Source organism: Thermus sp. NEB1569 (assembly GCF_022385295.1).
GTDB classification, from domain to species: domain Bacteria; phylum Deinococcota; class Deinococci; order Deinococcales; family Thermaceae; genus Thermus; species Thermus scotoductus.
The window spans coordinates 758,551-776,955 of sequence record NZ_CP092445.1 but is presented as its reverse complement, the minus strand read 5'-3'; the positions used below and the strand labels follow the sequence as shown (position 1 = coordinate 776,955).

Genomic DNA, 18,405 nt, shown 5'->3' with positions numbered 1-18,405 from the left:
CTATTTTACGCCCTTAAGGTTCACCAAAAGGACGCCCGCCAGGGCCAGGGTCCCGCCCACCAGGGATAAGGGGGAAGGCACCTCGCCCAGCCAAAGGTAGGCGACGAGGATGGCCAGGACTGGGGAAAGGTACAAAAAGCTGGACAAACGGGAGGCCGGGGTACGGGAAAGGGCATAGGTCCAGGTGAGGTAGGCCAAGGCGCCAGGGAAAATCCCCAAATAGAGGGTGCTGAGAAGGGCCGGGCGAGGCGCGGCGAGAAGGGCCTCCCCCAGGCCGGGAAAGAAGACGAAAAGGGGCAGCGTACCTAACACCATGGTGTAGACCGTCATCTCCCGGCTACCGTAACGGGCAAAAAGGGGCTTCTGCCAGACGAAGTACAAGGAGGTGGAAAGGGCGGAAAGCAGGATCAAAAAAGCCCCCGGGCTCAAAGACACCCCACCCCCCTCGCCAAAGGCGATGAACAAGGAACCCATGAAGGCCAGGGCAAATCCCAGAAGCCCCATGGGCTTAAGCCGCTCCCCCAGGAGGAAATAGGAGAGAAGTGCGGTAAACACCGGCCCAGTGGCGATGAGGAGGCTAGCCGCCCCGGCGCTCACCGTTAGCTCCCCGTAAACCAAGGCGGTGTGGTACACGGTGATGCCCAAAAACCCCAGGAGGAAAAGCCGGGGAAGGTCCTCCCTCCTGGGTGGACGGAGGCCCAGACTTGACCTATATGCGGCTCCTGGAGTAAAGAGGGGGCATGACCCTGCGCGAAGCCCTGTCCCAGATCCCCGACCCCCGGGCCCGCAACCGGCAGTACCCCCTTTGGGGCCTCCTGGCCCTCATCCTGGTGGCTTTTCTTTCCCGCGTGGACTCCCTGAGGGGCGTGGAACGCTTCGCCCGCGCCAACCCCCACCTCTTGCCCCACCTGGGCCTGCGCAAGGCCCCAGGCCACACCGCCATCACCCTTCTCCTTCACCGCCTGGATCCTGAAAAGCTCCAAGCGGCCCTCCTCCAGGTCTTCCCCGAAGCCGACCTTGGGGAAGTCCTGGTGGTAGACGGGAAGCACCTGCGGGGAAGCGGCAAGGGGAAAAGCGCCCAGGTGAAGCTGGTGGAGGTCCTGGCCCTGCACCTCCATACCACCCTGGCCCAGGCCCGGGCGGAGGGGAGGGAGGACCAAGCCCTTTTGGAGCTCCTGGACCGCCTGGGGGCGGAGGGGCTCAAGGGGAAGGTGGTGGTGGGGGACGCGGGGTACCTGTACCCGGAGTTAGCGGGGAAGGTGGTGCAAAAAGGGGGGCGTACCTCTTTGTCCTGAAGGCTAACCAGGGGGAACTTTTGGAGTGGGCCTTGGAGGTGTTCAAGGGCATGGAGGAGAGGCGGCTTCCTGGCGAGACCGAGGCGGTGTGGAATCTGGTGCGGGATGGGGAGGTGTGGACCTACCGGGTTTGGGCTTCCCCCTACCTGCCGGAAGAGGTGCGGGCCTTTCCCGGGTGCCGGCAGGTGGTGCGGATGGAGCGGGAGGTGAGGCACAAGGGGACGGGGGAGGTGCGGCGGACGGTGAGCTACGCCCTCACCAGCTTGGGAGCCGAGGAGGCGGAGGCGAGGCGGCTTGGGGAGCTTCTCCTTTACCGGTGGGAGGTAGAGAACCGGTCCTTTTGGGTACGGGACGTTCTCCTCCACGAGGATGCCTGCCAGGTGCGGGGGGTGGGGGCACAGGTCTTGGCGGCCCTCCGGGCCTTTCTGGTCTCCATGCTTCACCGCCAAGGGGTCAGGGAGAAGAAGGCGGCCTTGGAGGCCTTCTCCTTCAACCCCCTCTCCGCCCTGCGCTTCCTGGGGCTCTATGCGGTATAGCGGTCAAGTCTGACGGAGGCCCTGAAAACGGGCATAGAGGAGGAGAAGGGCGCTGGCCACCAAAAAGCGCAGGAGGACCAGGTGGCCTGGACTCAGGCCCTCTAACCCCGCGCGGATGCCCGCAAAGGCGCTGGCCCAGAAGAGGATGGTGAGGAAGGCGGCTGCCAGGGCCTTAGGTTCCATAAGGACCCACCAAATAGTAGAGGCCCTGGTGCAAAAAACCCCTCTCCAAAAGGGCGCTCACCTCCTTAGCCCCCACCTGGCTCACCCGCTCCTTGACCGCGGAAAGGGAAAGGTAGCGCCCCGTGTAAAGGTATTCCATCCCCAGGTGGAACAGCCTCCCCATGGGGGTTTCCCCCGCAAACACCAAGGCCGTGGCCAGGGGCGTCTTGGCCCTCTCCACCTCCTCCTCCCGCACGCCCTCGCGGGCGATCCGGCCAAGCTCCTCTTGAAGGACGGCCAGCACCGCCTCCTTGTTCGTCGGGTCCGCCTGCACGTAAGCGTGGAAGAAGCCTGCCCGGTCCGCCTCCTCGTGGCCGAAGGAGGCCACCTCGGCAAGGCCTCTGTCCACCAGGGCGAAGTGGAGCCTTCCCGAACCCTCCTCTCCCAACAGATGGGCCAGGACCTGGGCGGCAAAGCGTTCCTCCTCCTGGTAGCTTACCCCGGGGAAAAGGCCCACCAGGTAGAGGGTACGGGCCTTCTCATAGGGGCGCTCCTCCACCCCCTGGGCGGGGCTTAAGGGCGGGTAGGCCCTTCCCGCCTCGCCCAAGGGCCAATCCTCCGTAAGCCTTTCCGCCTCGGCCACCAGGGCCTCAAAGTCCACCTTTCCCGTGGCGGCCAGCACCATGTTCTTGGGCAGGTAGCGCCTTTTGTGGTAGGCGGCCATGGCCTCCCGCGTCAGGGCGGTGATGCTCTCCACGGTGCCCAAGACGCTATTCCCCAAGGGGTGCCCCTGGAAAAAGCGGGCACGGGCCCAGTCGTAAGCCATGAAGCCCGGCCGGTCCTGGTAGCGGGCGATCTCCTCGAGGATCACCTTCTTCTCGGTGTCAAAATCCTCCTGGCGCAAAGCGGGGCGCATGAGCCTGGAAAAGAGTTCCAGAAGAGGAAAGGCGAACTCCGGCAACACGGCCCCGTAGAAGACCGTGGCCTCCTCGGAGGTGAAGGCGTTGTACTGGGCCCCCAGGCGGTCAAAGGCCAGGTTCACCGAAAGGGCGTCCATTCCCTCAGGGCCCTTGAAGACCATGTGCTCCAGGAAATGGCTTACCCCGCTCTCCTCCTTCGCCTCGTCCCGGGCCCCGGTCTTGACGAAGTAGCCCAGGGCCACGCTTCGGGCTTCCGGAAGCACCTCGGCGATGACCCTTAGGCCGTTTTTCAGCTCAGCCTCACGAAACATCGTCCACCTCTCCCAAAAGCCCCACCCAGGGGTTGCGGTAAGGATGCTCCCGCAAGAAGGCGTTCACCGCCCTTAGGCCCGTGGCCTCTATGGCCCCCTCGATCTCGGAAAGGGGCCGGATCCGCCCCAGCATGTAGAGGTCCCGGGCCATGGAACCTGCCCGGCTACGGATGGATTCATCCGCCATCACCAAGGCGGTCTTCAGCCCCACCTTGGCCCGGGAAAGCTCCTCCTCCGTGACGCCCTCCGCCAGGCGCTCCATCTCGGCCAGCATGACCCTTAGGGTTTCCCTGGCCCTCTCCTTGGTGGTGCCCCCGTAGGCCATGAGGAGGCCCTGCCCCCTGACCCCGGCGGGGAAGGCGCTCACCGCATAGACCAGGCCCCTTTTCTCCCGCACCTCGGTGAAAAGGCGGCTGCTCATACCTCCCGAAAGCACCTCCAAGGCCAGCCTGGCCGCGTAAAACCGGGGGTCCTCGGGGCCCACATCGGGATAGGCCAGGCCGATCTGCACCTGGGCCGTGGGTCGCTTGAGGGTAAAGGAATGGGGCTCCGAAAGAAGGGGGGTTGGGTAAAAGGCCTCCTCCCCCTCCCAGGCCAAAAGGGGCTCCACCGCTCCAAGAAGCCTCTCCCAGGAAATGCCTCCCGCCACCGCCAGGATGGCCCCCTTAGGGGTGTAGCGGCGCCGATAGTCCTCCCGCACCGCCTCAGGGGTAGCCCGCTTCAAGCTTTCCTCCTCCCCCAAGGGGTCCCGGCCGTGGGGGGAGAGGAAGACCCTTTTCCGGAGCTCGGAGAAAAGCTTCCTGGCGGGCTGGTCCTCCTGGGAAAGAAGGGCCTGCAGGGCCACGCTTCTCACCGCTTCAAAGCCCTCCTCGGGAAGCCGGGGATTCAGGAGAAGAAGGGCATAGAGCCGGAAAACCTCCTCCAGCACCTCCGGCAAAAAGGCGGCGGCAAAAAGGGTGTACTCCAGCCCCGCCCCGCTTTGCCGCCTGACCCCCAGGGAGTCCAGGGCCTGGGCCAGGCCCCGGGCATCCAGCTCCCCAGCCCCCTTCCATAACCAGCCCTCAATGAGGGTACTGGCCCCCAGAAGCCCCTCAGGCTCGTTCACCGCCCCGGCGGGCACCAGTAGCTGGAAGGCCACCCCGGGGTAGTCCCGCTCCTCGAGGGCCAGAACAAGCCCATTGGGTAGTCGCTCCACGCGGCTCACAGGCCTAAGGGTATCATGAAGGGCGTGAGGGAAGGGGAACTTCGGGAACGGCTCCTCAGGCCCCTATTGCGGGAGCTAAAGGACGGAGCCAGGGACCAGGTGGTGGTGGGGGGCTTGGAAAACCTCATCCAGAACCTGGCCAAACCCTTCCCCAGGCTCCAGAGCCTCTTCCAGGGGTATGGGGGAAAAACCCCGGAGGAACGAAAGGAGATCCTCTTGGAGGCCATCCGCTTCCTTAAAGACGGCCTGACGGCCCCTCCCCCCAGGGCACAGGCGGCCTCCCTCCCTTCCCCATCCCGCCGCCTTACCCCCCAGGACCCCGCCCACCTCCTGGTTCCCCCGCAAAGCCGGAAAAAGCTTGCGGAACTTTCCCTCCACACGGTGCGGGACCTCCTCCACTACTATCCCCGCCGCTACGAGGACCGCAGGACCCTCCCCGGGGTACGCTTCCTGGAGGACGGCCAGAAGGCCACCCTCTCCGTAAAGGTCCTGAGCAAGGAGCTGGTGAAGACCCCCAAGAAGGGGATGCAGCTGGTGCAGGTGCGGGCCCAGGACGCCTGGGGATTCCGCATCACCCTGGTCTGGTTCAACCAGACCTGGGTCCTTTCCCAGATCCAAGAGGGGGAGACCCTCATCGTCACGGGAAGGGTACAGAGGCGAAACGGGGTGCAGCTTTACGTGGAGCACTTTGAGAACGAGGGCACCGAGTCCCTCTCCACGGGCCGGATCGTGCCCATCTACCCTGCCAAGGAGGGCATCGGACAGGCCTTTTTGCGCCGCACCGCCCACCGGGCCCTGGAAACGGCCCTCCCCCTCCCCGACCCCCTGGAGCCTTACCGGGAGGAGCACCGCCTTCTTCCCTACTCCGAGGCCCTTCGCCAGATCCACTTCCCCGAGGACGAGGAGGCCCTCAAGAAGGCCCTCCTCCGCCTTAAGTTTGACGAGTACGTGCTCTTGGAGCTAAAAGCCCTCTTGGACGCCGGGGGGCTGGTCCTGGGCCGAAGCTTTAAGGTGGAGGAAACCTGGACGGAAACCTTCAAGAAAACCCTTCCCTTCCCCCTGACCCGGGCCCAGGAAAGGGTTATGGCGGAGATCGCCCAGGACATGCAAAGCCCCAGGCAGATGGCCCGCCTCCTCCAGGGGGACGTGGGCTCGGGTAAAACCGTGGTGGCCGCCTACGCCCTCTACCTCGCCGCCCTGAACGGGGCCCAGGGAGCCCTTATGGCCCCCACGGAGATCCTGGCCAAGCAGCACTATCAGAACCTCAGCCGCTACCTCTTCCCCCTGGGGGTGCGGGTGGAGCTCCTTCTGGGCTCCATGACCCCCAAGGAGCGGGAGGGGGTTATCGAGAGGCTTCTTTCCGGGGAGGCCCAGGTGGCGGTGGGCACCCACGCCCTGATCCAGGAGGGGGTAGGGTTCAAGGACCTGGGCCTTGCGGTGGTGGACGAGGAGCACCGCTTCGGCGTGTTGCAGCGGCGGGCCCTCCTGAAGCTGGCCAAGGTTCCCCCCGATGTGCTGGTGATGTCCGCCACCCCCATCCCCCGCTCCCTGGCCCTGACCCTTTACGGGGACCTCGAGGTCAGCATCCTGGACGAGATGCCCCCGGGCCGCAAGCCCGTGAAGACCAAGGTCCTTCCCCACCGCCTCCGCCTCCAGGCCTACGCCTTCGCCCGGGAGGAGGTGAGAAAGGGGCACCAGGTCTTCGTGGTAGCCCCGGCCATCGAGGAATCCGAGGAGCTGGACCTAAAGGCGGCCACCGCCCTCTACGAGGAGCTAAAGGGCCTGCTCCCCGAGGTGCGCATGGCCCTTCTCCACGGCAGGATGCCCGCACGGGAAAAGGATAGCGTCATGGAGGCTTTCCGAAAGGGGGAATTCGACCTCCTGGTGTCCACCACCGTGGTGGAGGTGGGGGTGGATATCCCCAGGGCCAGCCTCATCATCGTGGAAAACGCCGAGCGCTTCGGTCTGGCCCAGCTCCACCAGCTTAGGGGCCGGGTGGGGCGAGGGGGGCTCGAAAGCTACGCCATCCTCATCGCCGGGGAAGCCAGCCAGAAGACCCTAAAGCGCCTTAAGGTCCTGGAGGAATCGGGAGACGGCTTCTACATCGCCGAGATGGACCTGAAGCTAAGGGGTCCTGGGGAACTCAGGGGCACCCGGCAGTCCGGCTACCCAGAGCTGAAGCTCGGGGACCTCTCCCAGGACACCGAGGTCATCGAGCAAGCCCGGGCCCTGGCCAAGCGCATCCTGGAGATGGACCCCGACCTTTCCCTGCCCCAGCACCAGGCTCTTAAGGAGGAACTCCGGGCCCAGGCGGAGCGCATCGGCTTCCGGGAGGTTATCTAGAAGGATGCCTGAGGAAGGAAACGGACTTTTGGAAACGACCCAGGGGAGGTGGGAAGCACCGGGATGAGGGCCCTGCCCCATCCCCATATCCCCGCCTTCGCCTCTGAAGGAGGGGTTCTGCGGGCCGAAGGCCTCCGAAGCTACCTTCTTGAGCTGCGGGAGGCCTACACCGCCTACGCCCCGGTACCCTCCGTGACCCTTTACGTGCTCTCCGAGGGGGACTGGCGGGCCCTGGTGCCCTACCCCTACGGCCTGGCCTTCCAGCGAAGCGAGGGGGGAAGGCTTTCCCTCTTTGCTCCCCTCACCTACCCCGAAAGGCTCCTCCACCGTTTCCGGGAGGTCCTGCTTCCCCTAGGGCCTCCTCCCATGGAAATCCCTGCCTTCTTGGACCTAAACCTGGGCCACGAGTACGCCCACGCCCTGCAGGTGGCCTGGCGCCTGAGGACAGGGGCAAGGTGGCTGGACGAGTTCTTCGCCAACTACCTCTTCCTCTTGGGCTTGGCCAAGGCCAGGCCGGACCTAGCGGAATCCCTCCTGGCCTTTAGCCGCTACCTAAGCCGCCTGGAACCGGAAAGGCGAAGCCTTTCCGCCTACGAGAGGAGGCGGGGGGACCTGAAAAGCGCCCTCTGGTTCCAGGCCCAGTTCACGCTGAAGTCCCGGGAAATCCTGGAGAGGAAGGGGGACGGCCTCCTCCTGGCCTTCCTCGAGGCCGCCCCCCTGGACCGGAAGAAAGGGCACCGGCTTCTACTGGAGCTTTACCCGGAACTCAAGGCCTGGTTTGCTGCCTTCGGGCTTAAGGGCGCACCCGAGGCGCCGCCTTCCCCTCCGCCAGGGCCCTAAGCCACTCCAGGAAGGAAACCTCTCCCACCTTCAAGGTGTAAAGCTCCGGCCTTGGCAGGATGCAGTGCTGGCTACCGGGGGCCAGGTAGAAGGTGTAGTTTTCCGCCTGGGCCGGGGCCAGGACTGCCCTCATGGCGCCTTCCGCCCATTCCCGCGCCGTGGCCTCCGAAGGAGTCCGCTCCCCCTTCATGAGGCCGTAGAAGAAGATCTGGGTGCCGTCCAAAAGGGTGGTGTACTGGGCGATGCGCGCCTGGGGGAAGGCCTTGGCCAGGGCCAGGTAGATCTCCGCCACCTCCGGGTTCTGGGAGAGGCCAGGAACCTCCGGCAGGCGCGGGTTCCACACGCCAAACCCCGGGAAGTCCCGGGTGCGCACCCCCACCCCAGCATCCCCGCAGACCGCCACCTTTGCGTTTTTGTAGGTGGAAAGCACCTTATCCGCCCAGAATACCGCCCCGTAAGCCCCGGCGGAGCAGCCGGTCACGAAGACCTTTTCCGGGTTGGTGTGGTTGCGGAAAACGTACTCCAAGGCCGCCAGGGCGTTCCTGGCTCCCTGGTGGTGGACCTTGAAGCCCCCATAGTCCACCGTGGCCCGGCCCACGTGGAGATCCCCCGTGCAGTAGGGCACGAAGACATGGGTCCAGCCGTAGAAGGGGTTGGCCACGCTCAGGCGGTTGTAGATGCCCTGGGCCAGAAGAAGCTCCTGCACATCCACCCGCTTGCGGTAGGTCTGGCTTTGCGGGCCGCAGGTGGCGGCATTCCAGCAGGCCCCACCCCCCTGGAAGTCGATGACCACCTTTTTGGGATCCCCCGGGCTCACGTAGAACCGGTAGGGGGAACCGTCAGAGCATACGCCACCTGGAACCTCCACTGCCTTCCAAACGGCCTCGAGGCCCTGGGCCAGAGCCAGGGCCAACAGGAACACCAGGGAGATAAGCCGCTTCATCCTTTTTACCTCCGAGCCCCATTTTAAGGAAGAACTTAAATATAGGTCAAGAAAAGCCACAAAACACCCCTTGGCTAAACCCTCTGCGCTCCACACCCGAAACCCAAGCAGAGGTCACGCCCAGTACACCCGGCTCCCCGCGGGGCGCTTCTCCACCACGAGCCTTGCGGGAAACCGCTCCGCAAGGGCGGCCACGTGGGTGACGATGCCCACCAGCCGCCCCCGGGTGGGAAGCGCCTCCAGCACCCCCGCCACCACCTCCAAGGTTTCCGGGTCCAGGGTACCGAAGCCCTCGTCCAAAAACAAAGCCCCAAGCCGCCCCCGAGAAAGCTCCTCGGAGAGGGCCAGGGCTAAGGAGAGGCTTGCCAGGAAGCTTTCCCCCCCGGAAAGGGTCCTCACCGGGCGCACCGCCTCGGTCCAGAGGTCCAGGACCTGGTACTCATCCTCCTTGGAGCGCAGGCGGTAACGCCCGGCAGAAAGGGTAGCCATGAGCTCATCCGCCCGCTCCACCAGGTTCCTCTGCCTGAGGCCCAGGAGGTAGGCGGGGAAGTTGTTCTGCTGGAGGTCAAAGGCCAGCTTCTCCCAGAGGCCCATCTCCCGCACCACCTCTGCCAGGCGAGCTTCCAGCTCCCGGCGGCGGTGGAGTTTTTCCCCCACCTCCTTAAGCCGCTCCTCCAAAACGGCCCTTTCTCCCATCCTGGTCTCGAGGCTCCCCTGTATCTCAGAAAGCCTTTCCTCTTCCCGCCGCAAGCGGGCCTCCACCTCCGCCAAAGGGGGAAGGGAACCGGGGAAGCGAGCCCTGGCCTCCCGCTCCACCTCCTCCAGGAGGGCTTCCACCTGGGCAAGCTCCTCCCGGTGGGCCCGGATCCTCTCCGCCAGGGCCTCCCGCTCCTTGGGGGGAAGGTAAAGGGCCTTGGCCTCCTCCTCGGGCATCAGGCCCACCACCCGGCCCTTGACCTCCTCGAGGGCCTTTCGCTGCTCCTCCTCCTGGGCCAAAAGCCCCGCCAGGGTCCGGGAGGCTTCCTCCCAGGCCCGGGCGAGATCGCGGTCCTGTTTTTCCTTTTTCTCCAGCTCCTCCACCCTCCGGGAAAGGGCCCCGATGTACTCCGGCACCGGCCTGCCCCCCGTCCTCTCCCAAAGCAGGCGGTAAAGCCCGGCCGCCAGGGCCTCCTTCTCCCAGCGCAGGGAGGCCAAGGCTTCCCGGGTCTTTTCCCAGGCGACTTCCGCCTCCTCCAGGCGAGAAAACCCCTGGCGCAAACGCTCCTTCTCCTGGGATAGCCGCTTCACCTCCTCCTCGAGGGCCCGGGCCTCCCCCTGTTTTTCCCGGTACTTTTCCCTTAGCTCCTGAAGCCTCACCTGCGCTTCCTGCAGCTTCCCCTCCAGCTCCTTGGGGTCCCCGGGGATGGGCTCCACGCCCAGGGTTTCCAGGGCCTCCCGCTTGGCCCTTTCCTCCTCCGCCACGGCCCCAAGCCGGGTCAGGAGCTCCCGTAAGGCCTTCTCCCCCACCTCCCGCCTTTTCCTGAGGTCAGAAGCCCCGGGCCCCTCCACTAGAGGGGGCAGGTGGTGAACCACACCGCCGCACAAGGGGCAGGGCTCCCCCGGTTGCAAAAGATCGCGGTAGGCGAGAAGCCCCAGGCGCCTTTCCTCCTTGGCCAGCTGGGCAAGCTCCGCCTCGAGGCGCTTTTTTTCCTCCTCCAAAAACTCCCGCCTCCTCCTTAGCTCCTCCAGCTCCTGCCGAAGCCGGTGGGCTTCCGCACCCCTAAGAGCCTTCTCCAGAGCCTCCACCTGGGCTCGGGTCTGCCCTCCCTCCTCCACCAAGGCCTTAAGGGCCTCCCTAACCCGGTTCAGGGCTTCTTCCTTCTCCCTTAGCCGCCCTTGCTCTTCCACCAGGCGGGATAACTCCCGCTCCCTGTCCGCCAAAAGGGCTTCCTCCTGGAGGAGGGATTCCAAGGCCCCCGCGTAGGCCTCGGGAGCCAGGCCCAGCCTGGGAGCCAGGTGCTCCTTCACTCCCACCCGCCGCCAAAGGGCCTCGAGGGCCCTTAGCCCCTCCGCCTGCAGAAGAGCCCTTTGCGCCTCCTTTAGGGCCTCGGGGTCAAAGGCCAGGGCCCGGCGGTCCCCTTCCAGCTGGGCAAGCCGGGCGCGCACCCTTTGGAGCTCCTGCGCTGTGGCCGCCAGGGCCTCCTCCTTCCTTCTCAAGTCCTGCCACAAAGGCAGGGCGGCCTCCGCCTCCAATGCCTTCTTGAGCCTTTCCTCCACCTCCGCCATGCGGGAAGCCTCGGCCCTGAGGCGGCCCAGGCGGCCTTCCAGCTCCCCTTTGCGAAGGAGAAGCGCCTGAAGGCCTTTGAGCTCCAAAACCGCCTCCTCCAGGCGCCTTTTCTCGTTCTGAAGGCGGGCGATCTCCCGGGTTAGGTCCGCCAGGGCCCTTTCCAAGTTCTCCTTGGCCTCGAGGCTCACCCCAAGAAGCCCCGCAAGTTCCCCCTCCAGCCGGCCCTTCTCCTCCATCAGGGCCGCCTTGCGGGAAGCCGCCTTTTCCCTGACCCTTTCCAGCCGGGTAAGCTCAAAGAGATCCAGGAGAATCCTGCGCCTCTCCTTGGCCTCTCCCTTAAGGAAGCGGTCGAACTCCCCCTGGGGAAGGAGGAGGGCCCAGGTAAAGGCCTCGTAGGTGAGGCCCAAAAGCTCCTCCAAGGCCCGGTTCAAGGCGTCCAGGGTCTCCAAGGGTAAAAGCCGCTCCCCCACCGGACCCAGCTCGAAGAGCCGCCCTTCGCTCCGCTTCCCCCGCACCCGCTCCACCCTGAAGACCCTTCCCCCCACCTGGAAGGTGAGGCGGACCCGGGCCTCGCTGGCACCCGGGTGGACCAGGCTCCCCACGTTCCGCCCTACCCGGGGCACCACCCCATAGAGGGCAAAGGCCATGGCGTCCAGGAGGGTGCTCTTCCCGCTCCCCGTGGGCCCGGTGATGGCGAAAAGCTCCACATCGGAGAAGTCCACCCCCTGCCGCTCCCGGTAAGGGCCAAACCCCTCAAGCTCCAGGCGCAAGGGCCTCAAGCTCCACCTCCTTGAGCACCTGGTTAAACCGCTCCAGAAGCCCTTCCTCCTCCCGCCCCCGTTCCTTCAGATAGCGGTCGTAGGCCTCCACCAAACCCAGCTCCGGGGCCAAGGTCCCATTCCCCCCCTCCTCAGGCCCTCCTGCGGTTTCCACCGCCAGGAGACGGGGAAGCACTTGGAAAAGCCTCTCCTTCACCGCCGGGGAAAGCCGGCCCTCCACCACCACCCTGAGGTACCCGGGAAAGCGCTCCAGCTCGGGAAGCCGGCCGTCCAGCTCCTCGGGCTTCAGGCGGAGGGTTTTAAGGGGCTTCCCCCAGCGCTCCCTTATGGGGTGGACCCGGACGGGCCCCCTCTCGGGCACCTCCACCAGCAAAGCCCCCCGCTCCGCCTCCTCCCCTTCGCCGAAGTCCAGCTGGATGAGGCTTCCCGCATACCAGGCCACGGGGGCCTCGGACACCTGCTGCTGGCGGTGGATGTGGCCCAAGGCCACGTAACGGGCTCCCAGGGGCAGGGTGGAAGGGGGAACAGCGTAGCTTCCCGTGAGGTGGAAGACGAACTCCCCCGCCCCCGGGCGAACCCCCTCCAGGGCAAAGTGCCCCAGCATAAGGGGGCTTTCCAGGTTGGCAAGGATCCGCCGCATGGCCTCCGCATAGGTGCGGTGGCGCTCCTCGGCCTCCTGCAGGACCTTTTTCACCAGGATGCGCTCGGATACAAAGGGGAGAAGGGCCACCCTGAGCCCTCCCACCTCCACCACCCCTCCTTCCTCCCGGAAAAGGGGCCTTCCCCGCACCGCCGCCCCCGCCAGGGCGAAGAGGGGGGCAAGGGCCTCGAGGCGCTCCTTGGGATCGTGGTTGCCGGCGATGACCAAGGCGGGCACCCCAAGCTCCCTAAGGCGCAGGAAAAACTCCACCGCCATGGCCTCGGCCTCGGCGGAAACCTGGGGGCGGTCAAAGAGATCCCCGGAAACCACCACCAGGTCCACCCCCTCCTTGGCCACCATCTCCAGAAGGGTTTTCAACGCCTCCCCGATCTCGAAAGTGCGGTCCACACCCTTTAATACCTTGCCCAGATGCCAGTCCGCGGTGTGCAATAGGCGCACGGCTTCCATTATGCCAGCCACCGGTCTTCCGCCTTAATGGGTATGGCCATGGTCCTCGGGAGGCCCGCCCTTCCCCCCTTGGAAGAGCCAGGCCGCCATCAGGGTGGTGAGGGGCACCGCCAGAAGAAGCCCCAAGGAACCCAGCACCATGGAGGCGATCTCCGCGGCAAAGGGCTCGGTGTTCAGGAGGAAGCGCAAGGGGGTGGGGTCCTTGGTAAGCAGCAGGAAAAGAGGCAAGGAACCTGCGGCGTAGGCCAAGACCAGGGTGTTCACCAGGCTGCCGATGTGGTCGTAGCCCACCTCCATGCCCCTACGGTAGAGCTCTCCAAGACCAAAGCGGGGGTTGGCGTGGGCCAGGGCCTGGACCACCGCCGCCTGGGTCACGCTCACGTCGGTCAAGGCCCCCAGCGTACCCACCACCACCCCTGCCAGGAAGAGGGAAAGGAGGTCCACACCTCCCCATTGCCTGAGGAGCAGGGCTTCCTCCGAGGCCAGGCCTGTAAACCCCATGCTTCGGGTGAAGAAGAGGGCCAGGAACAACACGAAGGCCACCGAGGCCAGGGTGCCCAAAAGGGCGGCGGTGGTCTTGCGGTTCACCCCGTGGACCAGGTAGACGGTGAGAAGAAGCACCCCCACGCTTCCCAAAAAGGCGTAGAGAAGGGGATTTCCACCCGCCGCCACCCTGGGAACCACGAAGTAGACCACCACCAAAAGGCTCAGGAAGGTACCTAGAAGCCCCCTAACCCCCTTCCCCCGGCCCAAAAGTGCTGCCAGAAAGGCAAATAGGCCCAAGAGCCCAAGAAGCCAGGGCATGCGATCCGGCTCGGTCACGTAGGTTTTACCGCCCTCCTGGTAGAGGACCACCCGCTGGCCCACCCGGTACCCGCCCCCGTCCACGGGTAGAAGGGCTTCCAGCCTCCCGCCCTCCACCTCCACCAGGGCCACATCCCGTTGGGCCTCGAGGGCCAGGATCCTTCCCACCAGATACCTTCCATCCCCCTGGGCTAAGGCGGGAAAAAGAAGGAGCCCCAAAAGTATCCAAGGGCGCATACCCCCACTCTACCCGGCCACGATGAAAACTTCTTCTCAACTTGCTATCCTAAGGCCATGGAGCGCTCCACCCGGCAACGGCGGGCCATCCGGGAGGCCTTTTTGGAGGCGGGCCGTCCCCTTTCCCCCCAGGAGGTCCTGGAGCTCGCCCGGAAGAAGGTGCCCTCCTTGGGCCTCGCCACCGTGTACCGCACCCTGAAGGGGCTGGTGGAGGAGGGATTCCTCACCCCGGTGGCCCTTCCCGGTGAACCCTCCCGCTACGAACCCGCAGGAAAGGGGCACCACCACCACTTTCTCTGCCGCCTTTGCGGAAGGGTGTATGAGCTTTTGGGCTGCGACCTGGCTTTGGAGGGCCCCCTGCCCCCGGGCTTCCTGGCCGAGGGGCACGAGGTCATGGTCTACGGCCGCTGCCCGGAGTGCACCTAGTCCCACGCGGGGTAGGCCTCCTTGGGCCTACTCCAACGCACCTCCTCCAAGGCCCCGTCAAAGCGCAGGATGGCCGCCAGCCGGGCCCGGGAGTACACCCGGTAGGGTTCCTTGGGGATGAAGGCGGTCACGATGTCCACGTGCCGCGGGGTGGCGTACTCCAGCACCACATGCAGGGGAAGCTTCAACCGGGGAGGAAAGATCATGTAGCCCAAGACCAGCATCCTTTGGTCCTCGGGGTAGATGGCCAGCTCCCTGCCCCATTCCAAGGCCCTGAGCACATCCAGCTCGGTGAAGCCCTCCTGAAGCATGTGCTTGGCCACATGGGGCCCCAGACGGTAGCGGCCTTCCCGGAGGTGGGGGAGAAGGTCCGTTAACCTGCGAAACTTCCTCACGCAAACCCACCCCCTTTGCCTCAGTCTAGGGCCAGGCATAGGGAAAAGTGTGGGCTTTAGCGGTAAGGACCCAGGGCCCCAGGGTCCCGCACCGCTAAAAAGGCCCCGTAGACCCGGCTTGCCCCTGCCTTAAGGAGGGCTTCCTTGGCCCTTAAGAAGGTGGTCCCGCTGGTGAGGACGTCGTCCACGAGAAGCCAGCTTCCCTCCACCCGCAGCACGGGAACAAAAAGATCCTCGGGCAGGCGGCGCCGGGCCCGGCCCCGGGTGGGCTGGCTTGGGGTGTAACGGATCCGCCTCAGCACCCTCCGGTAGGGTATCCCCATGAGCCTCGCCACCTCCTGGGCCAAGACCTCCGGGGGGTTGTACCCCCTCAGGACCAACCGGGGAAGCAGGGTGGGCACCGCCGTAATCCCATCCAGCTCCCAGCCCCGGGCCTGGATGCCCTCCGCCAGGGGCTTTGCGAGAAGGGAGGCCAGGGCGAACCGCCTCCGGTACTTCAAGGCCCGCACCACCCCTCCCATGCGGCCGTAAAGACCTAGGTAAACCAGGCCCTGCCCGTAGAAGGCGCGTAGACCCTGGCGGCAACTTTGGCAGAGAAGGGGGGCGTCCAGCCTGCCCCCGCATCCCGGGCAGGTGTGCCCTAGAAGCCCTTCAAGCCATCCCCAGAGCACGGCGTAAGGCCTCGTCAAAGGGTGGGTAGAGGATCCCCTTCTCCGTGATGATGCCCGTAAGGTAGCGATGAGGGGTAATGTCAAAGGCAGGATGGTAGGCAGCTACCCCCAAGGGGGCAAGGCGCACCCCCCTTAGCTCCAAGACCTCCTCGGGCGTACGCTCCTCTATGGGGATGCCCTCCCCGCTTTCCAGGCCTGGGTCCACGGAGGAAAGGGGCAGGGCGGCATAGAAGGGAATCCCGTGGTGGTGGGCGAGAACCGCCAGGGTATAGGTGCCGATCTTGTTGGCAAAGTCCCCGTTCAGGGCCATGCGGTCCACTCCCACGATGACCGCATCCACCCGGCCCTGGGCCATGAGGAAGCCGGCCATGTTGTCCGCGATCAAGGTGGCGGGAACCCCAGCCTTCTTTAGCTCATAGGCGGTGAGCCTGGCCCCTTGCAGGTAGGGCCGGGTTTCATCCACCCAGACATGGGAAACCCGCCCCTGGCGGTGAGCCTCCACAATAGCCCCCAAAGCAGTTCCGTACCCCCCCGTGGCCAGGGGGCCGGTGTTGCAGTGGGTGAGGACCTGGCCCCTTAGCACCTTGGCCCCATGCAGGCTTATGGCCCTTTCCGTTTCCTCCACCTCCCGCCAGATGGCCTGGGCTTCCTTAAGGCTTCCCGCCAGGTTCCCCCAGTGCGGGCGCATGCGATCCAGGGCGTAGAAGAGGTTCACCGCCGTGGGCCGGCTCTGCCTTAGAAGGCGGTCCGCCCCCTCCAGGTCCTCCCCGCTCAGGTGGGCCAGCACCATGCCATAGGCGGCGGAAACCCCGATGGCCGGGGCACCCCGCACCACCATGGCCCGGATGGCTTCCGCCATCTCCTTGGCAGTGCGCACGGGAACCCAGATCTCCTCGAGGGGAAGCTTCCTCTGGTCCAGAAGCCAGAAGACCCTTTCCTTCTCATCAAAGCGAAAGGGCAGGATCCTTTCCACCCCTAAAGCCTAACGCAGCCTTAACACCTTGTCGTCGTTGGGGCGCACCTGGCCCCGGCCATCGCGGTTGGAGGTGGTGACGTAAAGGGCTTCATCGGGACCCACCTGCACCTCCCTCAGGCGGCCAAAACCCGAAAGGGCCGTTTCCACCCGCGCCACCCGCCAGTGGCCCTTGTTCCCGTCCAGTACCAGCCGCAAGAGGGCCTGCCCCCTGAGGCCCGCCACGTACAGGTCCCCCCTCCAGAAGGCCAGGTTTCCGGGAGGGAAACCCTCGGGCCAGAAGTGAAGAGGGTCGCGGTAGCGGGGGTCGTCCCCCCGTCCCACCACCCGGGGCCAGCCGTAGTTGCCCCCGGGAACGATGAGGTTTACCTCGTCATAGCCGAAGCCCCGTTCCCCGCTGGGCCCGTGCTCGCTGGCAAAAAGCTCCCCGGTCCTCGGGTGCCAGGCCAGGCCCTGGGGGTTGCGGTGGCCATAGCTATAGATCTCGGGCCTGGCTCCGGGACGGTTCAGGAAGGGGTTCCCCGGTGCCGGCTTGCCTTCCGGGGTGATCCTGAGAACCTTACCCCCCAAGGAGGACAGGTCCTGGGCCAGCTCCCGCTCGTACACCTCCCCTGTGGTCACGTACAGCATCCCATCGGGACCGAAGGCGAGCCGTCCCCCGGAGTGCAGGCCGTGAAAGCGGGCGGGAATGCCGTCCAGGACCACCCGGTCCAGCACGCCCCTATTCCCTTGGTGCCTCAGGCGCACCACCTGGTTCCTCAGGCCCCCCTCCTCCACGGTGCGGTAGGCGTAGAGGTAGGGCACCCGGGGAAACTGGGGATGGAGGGCGAGGCCAAGAAGCCCCGACTCCCCTCGGGCGTAAACCTCCAGCCTGGCGTAAGGCAAGAGCCTCCCCTGGCGGTAAAGGCGGATCTGCCCCGGCCTCTCCGACACGAGAAAACCCCCGCCGGGCAGAAAGGCCAAGGCCCAGGGCACCTCGAGGCCCCCCACCACCTCCTCCACCCGAATCCCCTGCGCCCGAACCAGGGAAAGCCCCAAAAAACCCAGGAGCACCCGCCTGCGGGAAACCATGCCCACCCCCTTTGGGGGAAGTCTAACACACGAACCTGGCACCCAGGGTATACCCCGCACACCCCTGGAGGCCGGGAACCTAGGCCTTGGGATCCAAAATCACCTTCACCGCCTGCCCCGAGGCCAAGAGGCCAAAGGCCTCCCGGTACTGGCTCATGGGCAGGCGGTGGGTGATGAGGGGGCTTAGGTCCACCCGGCCCGAGTAGACCAAGGCGGTGCCCTGCATCCAGGTCTGCCAAAGCCTCCTTCCCGCGATGCCGTAGGCGGTGATCCCCCGCATGACCAGCTCCCCCGCCAGGTCAAAGCGAATGGGGTCCGAGGGAATGCCCAGGATCCTGGCCTCCCCCCCCGGGATCAAGGCCTTAAGCCCCTGGTGGATGGCCACCTCATTCCCGGAAAACTCCAGGAGGACCTCCACCCCGCTTCCCGTCACCTCCTCCACCACGGAAAGGAGATCCTCCTCCAGGGGGTTGACGAGCCGGTCGGCGTAGGGCCGGGCGAAGTTCAGGCGGTAGGGGTTGGGGTCGGATACCAGGATAGGCCCGGCCCCGCTGGCCCGGGCCACCATGGCCGCCATCAGGCCGATGGGCCCCGCCCCGGTGATGAGGACGCTTTTCCCGGAAACCCCGCTTCCCGCATACACCGTGTGCACCGCATTGCCGAAGGGTTCCAGGATGGCCCCCACCTCAAAGGGCAGGTCCTTGGGGTTCACCCAGGCGTTTTCCGCTGGCACCACCACGTACTCGGCAAACCCGCCGTCCCGGTCCACCCCCAGGATCTGGGTGTTCAGGCAGACATGGTAGTTGCCCGTGCGGCAGGCGGGGCAGGCATGGCAAACAACATGGCTTTCCAGGCTCACGTGGTCCCCCACCTGGGGCCTTTTCACCCCGGGCCCCACCCGTTCCACCACCCCGCTGAACTCGTGGCCGGTGATGAGGGGAGGCTTGATCCGGCCCCTTGCCCAATGGTCCCACCGCCAGATGTGGAGGTCGGTGCCGCAGATGCTGGCAGCCTCCACCCGCACCAGGATCTCCCCCGGGCCCGGCTCGGGCACGGGGCGTTCCACCAGGGTTAGGCCCTCTTCCGGGGCCAGCTTGGCTAAAGCGCGCATACCTGGGCCA

The 18,405-nt window shown here is 65.8% G+C and carries 16 protein-coding genes and 2 pseudogenes; 5 read left to right on the top strand and 13 right to left on the bottom strand.

The window, feature by feature from the left end:
• A pseudogene (locus MI302_RS04760) lies at nucleotides 1-699 on the bottom strand (DMT family transporter); the annotation flags it as partial.
• Between the two features lie 41 nt (nucleotides 700-740).
• Here MI302_RS04760 and MI302_RS12110 point away from each other — a divergent pair.
• Nucleotides 741-1,295 (top strand): transposase family protein, encoded by a 555-nt coding sequence (locus MI302_RS12110; protein WP_014629763.1) that lies wholly within the window; start codon nucleotides 741-743, stop codon nucleotides 1,293-1,295.
• Nucleotides 1,296-1,315: 20 nt separating this feature from the next.
• The gene (locus MI302_RS04750) at nucleotides 1,316-1,831 is read left to right on the top strand and encodes a DDE transposase family protein (protein ID WP_239725297.1); all 516 of its coding nucleotides are present in this window, start codon (nucleotides 1,316-1,318) and stop codon (nucleotides 1,829-1,831) included.
• A gap of 15 nt (nucleotides 1,832-1,846) precedes the next feature.
• Here MI302_RS04750 and MI302_RS04745 read toward each other — a convergent pair.
• From MI302_RS04745 to MI302_RS04735, 3 genes and pseudogenes are all read right to left on the bottom strand, one after another.
• Nucleotides 1,847-2,014, bottom strand: a pseudogene (locus tag MI302_RS04745) (EamA family transporter); the annotation flags it as partial.
• Entirely contained in the window at nucleotides 2,004-3,224 is a 1,221-nt protein-coding gene (locus MI302_RS04740; protein ID WP_015716708.1) for a pitrilysin family protein, read from the bottom strand. The gene MI302_RS04740 and the pseudogene MI302_RS04745, both read right to left, overlap by 11 nt.
• Nucleotides 3,214-4,428, bottom strand: a complete 1,215-nt coding sequence (locus MI302_RS04735; protein WP_126207069.1) for a pitrilysin family protein — start codon at nucleotides 4,426-4,428, stop codon at nucleotides 3,214-3,216. The genes MI302_RS04740 and MI302_RS04735 overlap by 11 nt, the downstream gene beginning before the upstream one ends.
• Nucleotides 4,429-4,443: 15 nt before the next feature.
• Here MI302_RS04735 and recG point away from each other — a divergent pair, with 15 nt between their 5' ends.
• Together recG and MI302_RS04725 are read left to right on the top strand one after the other, a co-directional pair.
• Entirely contained in the window at nucleotides 4,444-6,771 is a 2,328-nt protein-coding gene (gene recG / locus MI302_RS04730; protein WP_019550020.1) for an ATP-dependent DNA helicase RecG, read from the top strand.
• Between the two features lie 63 nt (nucleotides 6,772-6,834).
• A complete protein-coding gene (locus MI302_RS04725; RefSeq protein WP_126186929.1) occupies nucleotides 6,835-7,611 on the top strand; it encodes a hypothetical protein in 777 nt (258 codons plus the stop codon).
• Here the strand turns inward: MI302_RS04725 and MI302_RS04720 are convergent.
• The 4 genes from MI302_RS04720 to MI302_RS04705 form a co-directional block, all read right to left on the bottom strand.
• The gene (locus MI302_RS04720; protein ID WP_239726368.1) at nucleotides 7,565-8,554 is read right to left on the bottom strand and encodes a pectinacetylesterase family protein; all 990 of its coding nucleotides are present in this window, start codon (nucleotides 8,552-8,554) and stop codon (nucleotides 7,565-7,567) included. The two genes, MI302_RS04725 and MI302_RS04720, sit on opposite strands and share 47 nt — an antisense overlap.
• A gap of 114 nt (nucleotides 8,555-8,668) precedes the next feature.
• Nucleotides 8,669-11,599 carry an AAA family ATPase gene (locus tag MI302_RS04715; RefSeq protein ID WP_239726367.1) on the bottom strand — a complete coding sequence of 977 codons (2,931 nt, stop codon included), beginning with the start codon at nucleotides 11,597-11,599 and terminating at the stop codon, nucleotides 8,669-8,671.
• A complete protein-coding gene (locus tag MI302_RS12175; protein WP_304653896.1) occupies nucleotides 11,574-12,698 on the bottom strand; it encodes an exonuclease SbcCD subunit D in 1,125 nt (374 codons plus the stop codon). The genes MI302_RS04715 and MI302_RS12175 overlap by 26 nt, the downstream gene beginning before the upstream one ends.
• Before the next feature lie 33 nt (nucleotides 12,699-12,731).
• Nucleotides 12,732-13,748 carry a YibE/F family protein gene (locus tag MI302_RS04705; RefSeq protein WP_239726366.1) on the bottom strand — a complete coding sequence of 339 codons (1,017 nt, stop codon included), beginning with the start codon at nucleotides 13,746-13,748 and terminating at the stop codon, nucleotides 12,732-12,734.
• Between the two features lie 57 nt (nucleotides 13,749-13,805).
• On the opposite strand from MI302_RS04705, the gene MI302_RS04700 reads away from it, so the two are divergent.
• Nucleotides 13,806-14,174, top strand: a complete 369-nt coding sequence (locus tag MI302_RS04700) for a zinc uptake transcriptional regulator (RefSeq protein ID WP_019551417.1) — start codon at nucleotides 13,806-13,808, stop codon at nucleotides 14,172-14,174.
• Here MI302_RS04700 and MI302_RS04695 read toward each other — a convergent pair.
• The 5 genes from MI302_RS04695 to tdh all read right to left on the bottom strand — a co-directional run bounded on the left by MI302_RS04695 (nucleotide 14,171) and on the right by tdh (nucleotide 18,395).
• The gene (locus MI302_RS04695) at nucleotides 14,171-14,569 is read right to left on the bottom strand and encodes a DUF4258 domain-containing protein (protein WP_015716696.1); all 399 of its coding nucleotides are present in this window, start codon (nucleotides 14,567-14,569) and stop codon (nucleotides 14,171-14,173) included. The two genes, MI302_RS04700 and MI302_RS04695, sit on opposite strands and share 4 nt — an antisense overlap.
• A 56-nt stretch (nucleotides 14,570-14,625) precedes the next feature.
• Nucleotides 14,626-15,240, bottom strand: a complete 615-nt coding sequence (locus MI302_RS04690; protein ID WP_126206270.1) for a ComF family protein — start codon at nucleotides 15,238-15,240, stop codon at nucleotides 14,626-14,628.
• The gene (mtnA, locus tag MI302_RS04685) at nucleotides 15,221-16,213 is read right to left on the bottom strand and encodes an S-methyl-5-thioribose-1-phosphate isomerase (RefSeq protein ID WP_239726365.1); all 993 of its coding nucleotides are present in this window, start codon (nucleotides 16,211-16,213) and stop codon (nucleotides 15,221-15,223) included. The genes MI302_RS04690 and mtnA overlap by 20 nt, the downstream gene beginning before the upstream one ends.
• Before the next feature lie 9 nt (nucleotides 16,214-16,222).
• Nucleotides 16,223-17,284, bottom strand: a complete 1,062-nt coding sequence (locus tag MI302_RS04680) for a PQQ-dependent sugar dehydrogenase (RefSeq protein ID WP_239726364.1) — start codon at nucleotides 17,282-17,284, stop codon at nucleotides 16,223-16,225.
• 79 nt (nucleotides 17,285-17,363) lie between these two features.
• A complete protein-coding gene (gene tdh, locus MI302_RS04675) occupies nucleotides 17,364-18,395 on the bottom strand; it encodes an L-threonine 3-dehydrogenase (protein WP_239726363.1) in 1,032 nt (343 codons plus the stop codon).
• Nucleotides 18,396-18,405 lie beyond the last annotated feature (10 nt).